Source organism: Alsobacter soli (assembly GCF_003004785.1).
Lineage (GTDB): Bacteria > Pseudomonadota > Alphaproteobacteria > Rhizobiales > Beijerinckiaceae > Alsobacter > Alsobacter soli.
In genome coordinates this window covers 212,996-225,025 of the sequence record NZ_PVZS01000004.1, presented here as the reverse complement: position 1 = coordinate 225,025, position 12,030 = coordinate 212,996, and the positions used below count along the sequence as shown (strand labels likewise).

13 protein-coding genes and 1 other RNA gene are annotated in these 12,030 nt (G+C 69.0%); 8 read left to right on the top strand and 6 right to left on the bottom strand.

Features of this window, described 5'->3' with window-relative positions; all coding sequences use genetic code 11:
- The first annotated feature begins 10 nt into the window (after nucleotides 1-10).
- A complete protein-coding gene (locus tag SLNSH_RS05290) occupies nucleotides 11-868 on the top strand; it encodes a prephenate dehydratase (RefSeq protein WP_106335619.1) in 858 nt (285 codons plus the stop codon).
- A 239-nt stretch (nucleotides 869-1,107) separates the two neighbouring features.
- On the opposite strand, the gene nudC is transcribed toward SLNSH_RS05290, so the two are convergent.
- Nucleotides 1,108-2,052, bottom strand: a complete 945-nt coding sequence (nudC, locus tag SLNSH_RS05285) for an NAD(+) diphosphatase (protein ID WP_106335618.1) — start codon at nucleotides 2,050-2,052, stop codon at nucleotides 1,108-1,110.
- A 109-nt stretch (nucleotides 2,053-2,161) separates the two neighbouring features.
- Entirely contained in the window at nucleotides 2,162-2,620 is a 459-nt protein-coding gene (locus SLNSH_RS05280) for an HIT domain-containing protein (RefSeq protein WP_106335617.1), read from the bottom strand.
- A gap of 164 nt (nucleotides 2,621-2,784) precedes the next feature.
- Here SLNSH_RS05280 and ffs point away from each other — a divergent pair.
- The 4 genes from ffs to recR all read left to right on the top strand — a co-directional run bounded on the left by ffs (nucleotide 2,785) and on the right by recR (nucleotide 5,943).
- An RNA gene (ffs, locus tag SLNSH_RS05275) (signal recognition particle sRNA small type) lies at nucleotides 2,785-2,882 on the top strand.
- A gap of 80 nt (nucleotides 2,883-2,962) precedes the next feature.
- Nucleotides 2,963-4,816 (top strand): DNA polymerase III subunit gamma/tau, encoded by a 1,854-nt coding sequence (locus SLNSH_RS05270; protein WP_106335616.1) that lies wholly within the window; start codon nucleotides 2,963-2,965, stop codon nucleotides 4,814-4,816.
- Nucleotides 4,817-4,837: 21 nt separating this feature from the next.
- Complete coding sequence (locus tag SLNSH_RS05265) at nucleotides 4,838-5,158, top strand: YbaB/EbfC family nucleoid-associated protein (protein WP_106335615.1); 321 nt, start codon at nucleotides 4,838-4,840, stop codon at nucleotides 5,156-5,158.
- 182 nt (nucleotides 5,159-5,340) lie between these two features.
- Nucleotides 5,341-5,943, top strand: a complete 603-nt coding sequence (gene recR, locus SLNSH_RS05260) for a recombination mediator RecR (RefSeq protein ID WP_106335614.1) — start codon at nucleotides 5,341-5,343, stop codon at nucleotides 5,941-5,943.
- A 122-nt stretch (nucleotides 5,944-6,065) separates the two neighbouring features.
- Here recR and SLNSH_RS05255 read toward each other — a convergent pair whose 3' ends face one another.
- Nucleotides 6,066-7,253, bottom strand: a complete 1,188-nt coding sequence (locus SLNSH_RS05255; RefSeq protein WP_106335613.1) for a DNA recombination protein RmuC — start codon at nucleotides 7,251-7,253, stop codon at nucleotides 6,066-6,068.
- A gap of 110 nt (nucleotides 7,254-7,363) precedes the next feature.
- On the opposite strand from SLNSH_RS05255, the gene def reads away from it, so the two are divergent.
- Together def and fmt are read left to right on the top strand one after the other, a co-directional pair.
- Nucleotides 7,364-7,882 carry a peptide deformylase gene (gene def / locus SLNSH_RS05250; protein WP_106335612.1) on the top strand — a complete coding sequence of 173 codons (519 nt, stop codon included), beginning with the start codon at nucleotides 7,364-7,366 and terminating at the stop codon, nucleotides 7,880-7,882.
- A gap of 30 nt (nucleotides 7,883-7,912) precedes the next feature.
- Complete coding sequence (gene fmt / locus SLNSH_RS05245; RefSeq protein ID WP_106335611.1) at nucleotides 7,913-8,845, top strand: methionyl-tRNA formyltransferase; 933 nt, start codon at nucleotides 7,913-7,915, stop codon at nucleotides 8,843-8,845.
- On the opposite strand, the gene SLNSH_RS05240 is transcribed toward fmt, so the two are convergent.
- Complete coding sequence (locus SLNSH_RS05240) at nucleotides 8,838-9,071, bottom strand: methionyl-tRNA formyltransferase (protein WP_106335610.1); 234 nt, start codon at nucleotides 9,069-9,071, stop codon at nucleotides 8,838-8,840. The genes fmt and SLNSH_RS05240 overlap by 8 nt on opposite strands.
- Nucleotides 9,072-9,105: 34 nt before the next feature.
- On the opposite strand from SLNSH_RS05240, the gene truA reads away from it, so the two are divergent.
- Entirely contained in the window at nucleotides 9,106-9,843 is a 738-nt protein-coding gene (gene truA / locus SLNSH_RS05235) for a tRNA pseudouridine(38-40) synthase TruA (RefSeq protein ID WP_106335609.1), read from the top strand.
- A gap of 58 nt (nucleotides 9,844-9,901) precedes the next feature.
- On the opposite strand, the gene SLNSH_RS05230 is transcribed toward truA, so the two are convergent.
- Together SLNSH_RS05230 and dapE are read right to left on the bottom strand one after the other, a co-directional pair.
- Entirely contained in the window at nucleotides 9,902-10,486 is a 585-nt protein-coding gene (locus SLNSH_RS05230; RefSeq protein WP_106335608.1) for a hypothetical protein, read from the bottom strand.
- A gap of 273 nt (nucleotides 10,487-10,759) precedes the next feature.
- Complete coding sequence (dapE, locus tag SLNSH_RS05225) at nucleotides 10,760-11,926, bottom strand: succinyl-diaminopimelate desuccinylase (protein ID WP_106335676.1); 1,167 nt, start codon at nucleotides 11,924-11,926, stop codon at nucleotides 10,760-10,762.
- Nucleotides 11,927-12,030 lie beyond the last annotated feature (104 nt).

Below are 12,030 nucleotides of genomic sequence, written 5' to 3'. Positions count from 1 at the left end.
CGAAATGCCCATGACCAAGAAGGTGATCGCCTATCAGGGCGAGCCCGGCGCCAACTCCCACATCGCCTGCCGGGACGTGTACCCGGACTGGGAGCCCTTGCCCTGCAACACCTTCGAGGACGCCTTCGCGGCCATCCAGGACGGGACGGCCGGCCTCGGCATGATCCCGATCGAGAACTCCATCGCCGGCCGGGTGGCCGACATCCACCATTTCCTGCCGGCCTCGCACCTGCACATCGTGGGCGAGTACTTCCTGCCCATTCACTTCCAGCTTCTTGCCGTGCAAGGCGCGACGCTCGCCACGATCAAGTCGGTCTACAGCCACGTCCATGCGCTGGGCCAGTGCCGCAAGATCATCCGGGCCATCGGGGCGAAGCCGGTGATCACCGGCGACACCGCGGGATCCGCCCGCGAAGTCGCAGAATGGAACGACGTCACCCGCGCGTCGCTCGCCACCAGCCTCGCCGGCGAGATCTATGGCCTCCAGACGCTCGCCCATGACGTCGAGGACGAGAAGCACAACACCACCCGCTTCGTGGTGCTGTCCAAGACGCCCAATTGGGCTCCGGCCGGCAATGGCCCGACCGTCACCACCTTCCTGTTCCGCGTCCGCAACGTTCCGGCCGCGCTCTACAAGGCGCTGGGCGGCTTCGCCACCAACGGTGTCAACATGACCAAGCTGGAAAGCTACATGGTGGACGGCGAGTTCTCGGCCACCCAGTTCCTGGCCGACGTGGACGGCCACCCGGAGGATCGGCCCCTCAAGCTGGCCCTCGAGGAGCTGCAGTTCTTCTGCAAGGAATTCCGCATCATGGGCGTCTACCCTGCCCACCCCTACCGCATCGAGAGCCAGCAGGCGGCGGAGTAGCGCCAGCCGCGACGCCCCACTTAGGCGCGGGCGGCCGCCCCACTCCGTCATTGCGAGAAGCGCAGCGACGAAGCAATCCAGGGGGAGGACGCCATCTACCAGCCGTCGCGCCCGGGCTTGTCCCGGGCATCCAGGACCACGGCGCAACCGTGGATGGCCGGGCCATGCCCGGCCATGACGCGCACGAAACCCCAGGGTCCCTGATTTGCTTCGCCTTAGGCTCGCAAGGACGACGGGGGCTACAGCGTCTCCCCATCCAGCGCCCAGGCCTTCAGGATCCCGTTGGCGATCGCGATCGGAGGCGGGCACCCGATCCCGTCCGGGTGCGTCCCGGCCAGCATCTGTCGCACTTCGTCGCGCGTGAACCAGCGCGCGTCCTCCAGCTCCTTGAAGTCGACCGTCAGCTCGTCGGAGGTCGCCTCCGCCAGGCAGCCGATCATCAGCGACGCCGGAAAAGGCCAGGGCTGGGAGGCCAGGTAGCGAACGCGCCCGGTGGCGACGCCCGCCTCCTCGAACAGCTCGCGCCGCACCGCGTCCTCCAGCGTCTCGCCCGGTTCCAGGAAGCCGGCCAGGCACGAATAGACGCCCTTCACGAACCGGGCCTGCCGGCCCAGCACGCAGCGGTCGCCCCGCACCGCGAGCATGATCACCACCGGATCCGTGCGCGGGAAATGCTGCGCCCCGCAGGCGGGGCATTCGCGCTTCCACCCGGCGGACTGCACTGCAGTCGGCTGCCCGCAGTTGGAGCAGAAGCGGTGCCGCTGGTGCCAGTGCATCAGGCTCTTGGCCTGGGCGAGCACGCCCAGCACCGGGGGCGGCAGCACGCCTTGCACCGCGAGGGAGCGCAGGTCCATGGCCACCACGTCGTCATGCCCCTGGTCGTTCTCGGGCGCTGGCGCCTCCAGCAGGGCCGCGAACACGGGGCCGTGCTCGTCCAGGCCCAGGAAGGCCTTCTCACGCACGGTCCCCAGCTCCCCGAGATCGCTTTTGGCGAACAGAGCCGCCGCGCCGTCGGCGTGCTGGCGCAGCAGCGGCACGTCCCCCTGCAGCACGACGCAGCGCGCCTGCGGCGAGGCGCGGAGCTCGGCCATGTAGGCCTCGTCGTCGCGATACTCGGCGCGACGGTCGAGCAGGTTCACCGAATAGCCGAGGCTGGCGGAGCGTTCGGAGCGGGGGAGGGGCATGGGGTCTCTCATGAGCGGGGCTGCGGACATTGTCTCGTCACGCCCGGGCTTGCCCGGAACGGCGGGTGGCGCGCCATGGTGCGTGGCCGGGGCGGCCGACCATGCGGGCCTAGATGGCGCGGGCTCCTGCTGGAGCAATCCGCCCCAGGGCGGCGGCGATCCGGGCGACGCGCTCTGCCAGCGCGACGTCCGAATAGGCTTCCGCCGGCCCGGAGCCCCACACCGGCCGCGGCCATGCGGCGTCCGCCTGGGTGCGGCCGACCACGTGGACGTGTAACTGCGGGACCATGTTGCCGATCGCCCCGATGTTCAGCTTGTCGGGACGGAACAGCCCCTTGATCGCCCGCGACGCCTCCGCGACTTCGCGATGGAGGCGCGCCTGGTCCCCGTCGGACAGGTGGATGATCTCCCGGATCTCCGCTCGGCGCGGAACAAGGATCAGCCAGGGAAACCGGGCGTCCTTCATCAGCAGCACACGTGAAAGCAGGAGGTCCCCCACGACGGCCGTGTCGGCGGCGAGCTGGGGGTGGAGCGAAAAGCCGGATTCGGCTTGGTCGAAGGTCGTCATGTCGCCACGCTAGTCCAAACTTCGGCAGTCGACCTCTGCTTTTTCCGCATCCGCCCGCATCGCAATCGCGCCCCAGGCCGGGGCGCGAGAAGGGGACCAAGGGACTTCGCGTGGCGCCCCTCTCCGATCTTGTAATCCCGTCCGGGATCGCCGATATAGGGCGCGGGAGGTTGGTGGTGGACGTTCCACTCGCCAACCGGGTCAGGTCCGGAAGGAAGCAGCCCTAACGAGAATCGGGCGGGTTACTGTCCAGCCTCCCACCCTTCGCGGCGATTGGGCCTCGATCGAAAAGGCTCCTGCGAGGGGCCGTCGCAGCCCGGCCATGCGTTTCTTCAAGGCCCGATGAGCGACGACAGCACGATCCAAGACGGCGCAGCCCTCGGCGACGGTCCCGGCTTCCAGGGCCTCGATCTCCCGCGCGCTCCTGCCCCCGCCGAAGCGGCCTCGGCCACGCCCTACCGCGTCCTCGCCCGAAAATACCGGCCCCAGACCTTCGACGACCTGATCGGCCAGGACGCCATGGTGCGCACGTTGCGCAACGCGTTCTCCTCCGGCCGGATCCCGCAGGCCTGGATCCTCACCGGCGTCCGCGGCGTGGGCAAGACCACCACGGCCCGCATCCTGGCGCGGGGCCTCAACTTCCTGCGCGCCGACGGCTCCGGCGGACCGACCGTCGATCTCACCGAGGAGGGCGTGCACTGCCGCGCCATCATGGAGTCGCGCCACGTCGACGTGCTGGAGATGGACGCGGCCTCCCACACCGGCGTGGAGGATGTTCGCCAGATCACCGACGGCATCCGCTACGCCCCGGCTTCGGCGCGCTACAAGGTCTACATCATCGACGAGGTCCACATGCTCTCCGAGAAGGCGTTCAACGCCTTCCTGAAGACGCTGGAGGAGCCGCCGCCCCACGCCAAGTTCGTGTTCGCCACCACCGAGATCCGCAAGGTGCCGATCACGATCCTGTCTCGCTGCCAGCGCTTCGACCTGCGCCGCGTGGACGCTTCCCTGCTCACGAGCCACCTCGGCAACATCTGCGCCCGCGAGGGCGTCAGCATCGACGACGAGGCGCTGGCCCTGCTGGCGCGCGCCGCCGAGGGCTCGGTGCGTGATGCGCTCTCCCTGCTCGACCAGGCCATCGCCCATGGCGCCGGCGCCATCGACGCCGAGACCGTGCGCACCATGCTCGGCCTCGCCGACCGGGGCCGCGTCATCGACCTGTTCGAGGCCGCCATGCGCGGCGACGCCGCCGGCGCCCTGCGCGAGCTGCGCGACCAGTACGACTCCGGCGCCGACCCGGCGGTGGTGCTGAGCGACCTCGCCGAGTTCGTTCATTTCGTCACGCGCCTCAAGATCGTGCCGGACGCGGCCAATGAGTCGAGCGTCACGGAGGCCGAGCGCGTGCGCGGCCAGGCCGCGACGGTGCTGCCCATGCGGGTGCTGTCCCGGGCCTGGCAAATGCTGCTGAAGGGCATCGGCGAGGTTCAGTCGTCGCCCAAGCCCGTCGCCGCGGCCGAGATGGTGCTCGTCCGCTTGTGCTACGCCGCCGACCTGCCCACGCCCGATGAAGCGCTTCGGGTCCTTCGGGACAATCCGCCCGGCGGCGCCGGCGCCCATTCCAATGTTGGCGGCGGCGGTGGCGGTGGGGCCCGCGCCTCGGGCGACGGCGGCCCGCGCGGGTCCGCAGCCCTGAGCGTCGCCTCCCGCACCGCCGCGCCCGCGCCCTCCGCCCGGCAGGCGGCCGCGCCCGCCATGAAGCTCAACCGCTTTGAGGACCTGGTCGCGCTCGCCGCCGACAAGCGCGACATCGCCATGAAGCTCGCGCTCGAGAGCGACGTGCGCCTCGTGGCCTTCGAAGATGGAAAGCTGGAGTTCGCGCCCAGCCCGAACGCCTCGCCGCAGCTTGCGGGGGACCTCTCCAAGCGCATCTCGGAATGGACCGGCCGCCGCTGGGTGGTGGTGCTCTCTTCCGAAGCCGGCCAGCCCACCATCCGGGAGCGCCAGGCCGAGCAGGAGCGCGACCGGTTGACCAACGTGCAGGCGCACCCGCTGGTGCGTTCCGTGCTGGAGGCCTTTCCCGGCGCCAAGATCGTGGACATTCGCGACGCCCAGCCCGAGCCGGAGGCGCCCGAGGACGAGGCTGCGCCCGATCCGACCTACGATCCCGGGTTCGACGGTTTCGACGACGAGTTCTGACCCTTATCCAGGAGCCCCGCCATGAAAGACATCATGGGCATGATGAAGAAGGTCCAGGAGATGCAGTCCAAGATGGCTGCGCTCCAGGACGAGCTGGACACCCTCGAGGTCGAGGGCGCCGCCGGGGGTGGCATGGTCAAGATCACCATGACCGCCAAGGGCGCCGTGAAGGTCGTGAATCTCGACGACAGCCTGATCAAGCTCGAGGAGAAGGACATCCTCGAGGACCTCATCATCGCCGCCCTGAACGACGCCCGCGGCAAGGCCGACCGGGCCGCCCAGGACAAGATGTCGTCCCTCACGGCCGGGCTGCCCATCCCGCCCGGGATGAAGCTGTTCTGAGAGGGACAAGATGCGCCCTGCGCTCCCTCTCCCTGGGACAGGGAGAGGGCTGGGGTGAGGGTCTCCCCAAGACCTTCTCACGCCGTCGTGCCCGGGCTGTCCCGGGCATCCACGTTTTTGGTAGCCGCGAGCGGGGCCAGCATTAGACGGCCTCACCCCGATCCTGAAGTCACCGAGCCGCCATGCCTTCCATCACCGGCCCCGAGATCGAGCGCCTGATCCAGCTGCTGGCCCGCCTGCCGGGCCTCGGCCCCCGCTCGGCCCGGCGGGCGGCGCTGCACCTGATCAAGAAGCGCGAGCAGCTGCTGGCGCCCCTGGCCGACGCCATCCGGGTGGCCAACGAGAAGGTGGTCGTCTGCTCCACCTGCGGAAACGTGGATACGTCCGATCCCTGCGTCATGTGCCGCGACCCGCGCCGGGACGACAAGGTGCTGGTCGTGGTGGAGGACGTGTCCGACCTCTGGGCCCTGGAGCGCGCCCAGGTCTCAAACGGCCGCTATCACGTGCTCGGCGGCACGCTCTCCGCCCTGGACGGCGTCGGCCCCAAGGACCTCAACCTCGACAAGCTGCTGGCCCGCGTGACGGAGGGCGGCGTCGAGGAGGTCATCCTGGCCCTCAACGCCACCGTGGACGGCCAGACCACCGCCCACTACGTGACCGACATGCTGTCCCACACGGGCGTGAAGGTGACCCGCCTCGCCCACGGAGTCCCGGTCGGCGGCGAGCTCGACTACCTCGACGAAGGCACCCTGGCCGCCGCCTTCCGCCAGCGCACGACGCTGTAGCGCTACGGCTCTGCCGCACTACAATCCGGGCCCGTCATTGCGAGGAGCGCAGCGACGAAGCAATCCAGACGGCGCGCCCAAGGCGCCCTGGATTCCGCTCGCCATGACGGCGGATGGCGCGTTCACTCCGCCGCGGCGCGTCCGAACAGCGGCCCCGGGCCCGCCGCGACCCGCTCGGGCTGCGCCGGCGCCTCGAACTCCATGGCCTCGATCCGCTCGCCCCGCTTCAGCGCCTTGTCGGCCGAGGTGACGATCAGGGCCACGTCCTCGTTGGCCTGCCGGAAATGCGTGTCCAGCCGGGCGGTGCGGTCCCGCAGCCGGCGCACGTCGTCGATGAGCTTGGCGACCTCGGCCTGGATCTGGTGCGCCTGCTCGCGCATGCGCGCGTCGCGCACGATCGCCTGCATCACCTGGATCGCCATGGCGAGCAGGGACGGGGACACGATGAGCACCCGTGCCCGGTGGGCGCGCTGCACCACGTCCTCGAAATGCTCCTGCAGGTCGGCGAAAAGCGATTCCGCCGGCACGAACAGCACCGCGATGTCCTGGGTCTCGCCGGGGATGAGGTACTTGTCGGCGATGTCCTTCAAATGGCCGCCCACGTCGGCGCGGACGCGCTGCATGGCCGCGCGCCTGGCGTCCTCGCCCTGGGCCTCGCGAAAGGCCGTGAATCCTTCCAGCGGGAACTTCGCGTCCACCACCAGCGGCCGCTCGTCGCCGGGCAGGCGGATGACGCAGTCCGGCCGCTTGCCGGACGACAGCACGGCCTGGAACTCGTAGGCGCCCGGCGGCAGCCCGTCCCGGACGATCGCCTCCATGCGGCCCTGCCCAAAGGCCCCGCGCGTCTGCTTGTTGGAGAGAACGTCCTTCAGCGTCAGCACCTCGCCGGTGAGGTCGGAGAGCTTCTTCTGCGCGGCGTCGATCACGGCCAGGCGCTCGTTGAGCTTGGCCAAGTTCTCGGTCGTCTGCTTCGTGGTGGCGTTGAGACCGTCGCCCACCCGGTTCTGCAGGCTGTCCAGCCGCTCGGCGATGAGCCGCACGAGATCGACCTGCCGGTTGCCGAACACCTCGCCGATGGTCTGCATGCGGCCGGTCATCTCGGACTGGATCTGGGTCAGCGCCGCGAGCTTTTCGTCCAGTTCGCGCTGCCGCTCGACGGCCGCGGCCGCTTCCTCGGCGCGCTCGCGCCCGGCCCGCAGGGTCGCGAGACCCAGCCAAACGATGGCCAGCACGGCGAGCCCGAGCAGGCCGAGGATGGCCTCGCCCCACGACACCGCATGCCCGCCCACGACGAGAATGATGCGCTCCATGCCGGAAGCTTAGTGCGATTCGACCCGAAGGCGAGAACGAAATGCGAACGGTTTGATTTTGCCTTTCCGAATGGTTATCTCCAGCCCGTCCACCGGAAACCCCTTGGAACATGTCGACCCGTCCGATCCTGATCATCCCCGATCCCAAGCTGCGCCTCGTCTCGGCGCCTGTCGTCCGGCCGGTGAAGGAGATGACGTCGCTGATCGACGACATGTTCGACACGATGTACGAGGCGCCCGGCATCGGGCTGGCCGCCATCCAGATCGGCGTCGCCGAGCGCGTCGTCACGCTCGATGTCGCCCGCCAGGACGAGCCCAAGCAGCCGCTGGCCCTTATCAATCCCGAGATCGTGTGGTCGTCGGAGGAGAAGTCGACCTACGAGGAGGGCTGCCTCTCGATCCCCGAGTACTACGAGGACGTCGAGCGCCCGGCCAAGGTGCGCGTCCGCTTCGTCGACCGCGAAGGCGGCGAGTGCGAGATCGAGGCCGAAGGCCTGCTCGCCACCTGTCTTCAGCACGAGATCGATCACCTCGAGGGCAAGCTCTTCATCGACCACATCTCCAAGCTGAAGCGGGATCGGGTGATGAAGAAGTTCTCCAAGCAGGCCAAGCGCGACGCGCAGGGCTGAGCCGTCTTTTCTGAACCAGCGGGAGCCCCCATGCTGCGCGTCGTCTTCATGGGCACGCCCGATTTCGCCGTTCCGACCCTCTCCGAGATCGTGGGCCAGGGCCACGAGGTCGTGGCCGTCTACACCCGCGCGCCCGCCCCGGCGGGCCGCGGCATGGCGCTGAAGCCCTCCCCGGTGCACCAGGCCGCCGATCGTTTTGCGATACCGGTGTTCACGCCCGCCACCCTGCGGGGCGAGGACGCCGCCGAGCAGGTCCGCTCGTTGCAGGCCGACGTCGCCGTGGTCGTCGCCTATGGCATGATCCTGCCGGAAGCCATCCTGAACGCCCCCGAGCTCGGCTGCTTGAACCTCCATGCGTCGCTCCTGCCGCGCTGGCGCGGCGCCGCCCCGATCCAGCGCGCCGTCATGGCCGGCGACAAGGAGACCGGCGTCGCCGTGATGCGCATGGAGAAGGGCCTGGACACCGGGCCGGTCGGAATGGTCGAGCGCGTCGCCATCGGTCCCGACACCACCGCGGGCGAACTGCACGACCGGCTCGCCGTGCTCGGCGCCGACCTGATGGTGCGCGCCCTTGCGGCGCTTTCCCGCGGCGGCCTCGCGTTCACGCCGCAGGCGGAGCAGGGCGTCACCTACGCCCACAAGATCGCCAACGAGGACGCCCGGATCGACTGGGGCAGGCCGGCCCAGGCCGTCCACGACCTCGTGCGCGGCCTCTCCCCCTTTCCGGGCGCTTTCGCGACCGTTGATCTCGGCCGGGGCCCCGAGCGCCTGAAGGTGCTGCGCACGGCGCTGCTCCCGGAGGCCTCCGGCGAGCCAAGCGTGGCGATTGATGACCGCCTCACCGTCGCCTGCCGCGATGGAGCCGTCCGTCTGCTCCAGGTGCAGAAGGCTGGTTCGAAGGCCATGGCGGCCGAGGATTTCCTGCGGGGCGTGGCGGTCCCGGCCGGGACGAGGTTTAGTTGAACCGGAACGCTTCGCTTAGGATGGCGATCAGTTCAGATGCGCTTTCTCTAGTAAGCTGGATGGTTTGGCTCTTCTTGCCAGGAAGCTCTCTATCAGGCCGACCATACGTGTCGATTTGAACGAACGTCCTGTCGTCTCGCTGAAATACGGTATAAGTCGCCTCAACTTCGTCGTGAATGCCGTTCCGTTCCATCGGCTGGTGGTCGAAGTGGCGGATCAGGGCCATTACGCAATCTCCAGAATCAATGGGTTCAATATAGATGCCCCGCTACAAGCTCGTCATCGAGTATGACGGCACCCCCTTCGTGGGCTGGCAGTTCCAGGCGGTGGGAGACTCGGTCCAGCAGCGGCTGGAGGACGCCATCGCGCGTTTCAGCGGCCAGGACGTGCGCATCCAGGGGGCAGGGCGCACCGACGCCGGCGTGCACGCCACCCATCAGGTCGCCCACGTCGACCTTGAGAAGGACTGGCCCACCGACACCGTGCGGGACGCCGTGAACGCCCACCTGCGGCCGGCCCCGGTCGCCATCCTGTCGGCCTCACGCGTCCCGGACGACTTCAACGCGCGCATGTCGGCCGTCGGCCGCCATTACCTCTACCGCATCGTCAATCGCCGCCCGCCCGTTGCGCTGGACGCCAACCGCGTGTGGCAGGTGAAATGGGCGCTGGACGCAGAGGCCATGCACGAGGCCGCCCAGGCGCTGGTCGGCAAGCACGACTTCACGACCTTCCGCTCGGCGGATTGCCAGGCGCTGAGCCCGGTGAAGACGCTGTCGCGCCTGGATGTGGAACGCATTGGCGACGAGATCCGCGTCTACGCCTCCGCGCGCTCCTTCCTCCATCACCAGGTGCGCTCGATGGTGGGCTCGCTGCAACTGGTCGGCGCGGGGCGCTGGTCGAAGCGCGACCTGGAGGACGCCCTCGGCGCCCGCCAGCGCTCCCGCTGCGGCGCCATGGCGCCCTCCTGCGGCCTGTACCTGATCGGCGTCGACTATTGATCCGTCCTTGCGAGGAGCGCCGCGACGAAGCAATCCAGGGGGCGAATTGGCTGATCGGCTATGCGATCAGCGACGCCGCGGCCGTGACTGCTCCGTTGAGCCCCAGTTCCAGGATCACGATGAGGGCCGCCAACCCGCCCGAGACGCCCAGCGCCGTCTTCGCCAGAAACCACCGGCACTGCAGGATCAGCACGCCGAAGGCGAACAGGTAGAGCGCTGTCAGCCCACCGGTGGCCAGTCCGAGTACGTGCATGGCGTGCGGCACGGCCATGATGGTCGTCGCCACCACGGCCGACCAGTTGTAGGCGATGACATAGCGCGCGTAGCGCCGCCCCAGGCCGAGCAGGCGCACAAGGCCGATCATCGCGATCGGAAAAAGGAGCCAGCAGCCCGCAACCAGCACAGCTTCGCGAATAGCGAGGCCTGGACTGGCGAAGATCCCCTCCTCGAGCGGCAGCCCCGCCTGGACGCGCGCGTCCGCCACAAGGGCGACGAAGGCCGGAGCGACCAGGCCCATGGCCCCGAACGAGCGCCAGAAGGACTCGTAGGACACTTCGAAGGCCCCCAGCGCCTCCGGGTCCCGGCTTAACAACTTGAAGGACCCGGCCAACGAGCGGCCGACTTCCTCTGCGGTGAGGAACATGCCGATGCTCCCGCGCCAATGTTGCAATGCACAATGGTGACCGCGTCTTCGACTTTTGTCGAGGGACACGTGGCATGCTCAACGGAACGTGAGCGGGATTGTTCCTGGGCGGTCGGATCCGGACGACGAAGGGAAGTCCTCCATGTTCGCCGTCATCCCCGGCCGGAGCGCCGCAGGCGCGGAGGGGAAGGGGATCCAGGGGCCGCATGCGCTGAGTCCCAGAACCGCCGAGCGGCTCCGAAGCAGAGACTTCAGTGGAAGAAGGCTCGACCCTCACCCCACGGCGCGGCGGATGATCGCCCCGTAGATGCCCGTCAGGGCCTCGATGTCCGCCGTGGCGGCGTTCTCGTCCACCTTGTGCATGGTCTTGCCAACGAGGCCGAACTCGATCACCGGGCAGTAGCTCTTGATGAAGCGCGCATCCGAGGTGCCGCCCGTGGTTGAGAGGACGGGCTTGCGCCCCGTCACGCTCTCCACCGCCTCGCTGACCAGCGACACGAAAGGGCCGGGCGGAGTCAGGAACGCCGGCGCGTTCGAGGGCTCGAACACGACATAGAAGCGCACGCTGTTCCCGGCCGCTTCGGCCAGGCGACGCCGGAGTTCGTCGGCCAGCGTCTCCGCCGTCCAGAGGTCATTGAAGCGGATGTTGAACACGGCCTTCGCGGACGCCGGGATGACGTTGCTGGCCGGGTTGCCCACGTCCACCGTGGTCACCTCGAGGTTCGACGGCCCGAACTGCTCCGTGCCGCCGTCCAGCGGCTTCGCCATCAGGGCCTCGAGCAGGCGCACCATGCCCCGGATGGGGTTCTCCGCCAGGTCCTGGTAGGCGACGTGCCCCTGTACGCCCTCGACCGTGAGCCGGCCGGTCAGGGAGCCGCGCCGGCCGATCTTGATCATGTCGCCCAGCGCCTCGGGATTGGTGGGCTCGCCCAGCACGCAGCAGTCGAACCGCTCGCCCCGCGCCTGCGCCCATTCCAGCAGCTTCACCGTGCCGTTGACCGCGGGGCCTTCCTCGTCGCCCGTGATCAGGAACCCCACGGAGCCACGCGGCGGCTTGCCGCCGTTTTCTTCCAGCCATCGCAGCGTGGCCGAAACGGACGCAGCGACGCCGCTCTTCATGTCGGTCGCGCCGCGGCCATACAGCACGCCGTCCACGATATCGCCGCCGAAAGGCGGGTGCGTCCAGCGGCTCTCATCCCCGGGCGGCACCACGTCCGTGTGCCCGGCGAAGAGCAGATAGGGCGCGTCCGTCCCGATCCGGGCGTAAAGGTTCTGAACGTCCGGCGTGCCGGGCTCGGAGAAGGTGAGGAGATGGGTCTCGAACCCGGCCTGCCCGAGCACGTCGGCCAGCAACTGCAGGGCCCCGCCTTCGTTCGGGGTCACCGACGGACAGCGCACCAGCGCCTGTGTCAGGGCGACGGGATTGCGGGGGTCGAGCATGGCTGGCTCCGGCTTCTGCATGAGATGACGTTGAGGCGACGGCCTCACCGCCGTCATCCCCGGCCGAAGCGGCGAAGCCGCGCAGGGGAAGGGGATCCAGGGCG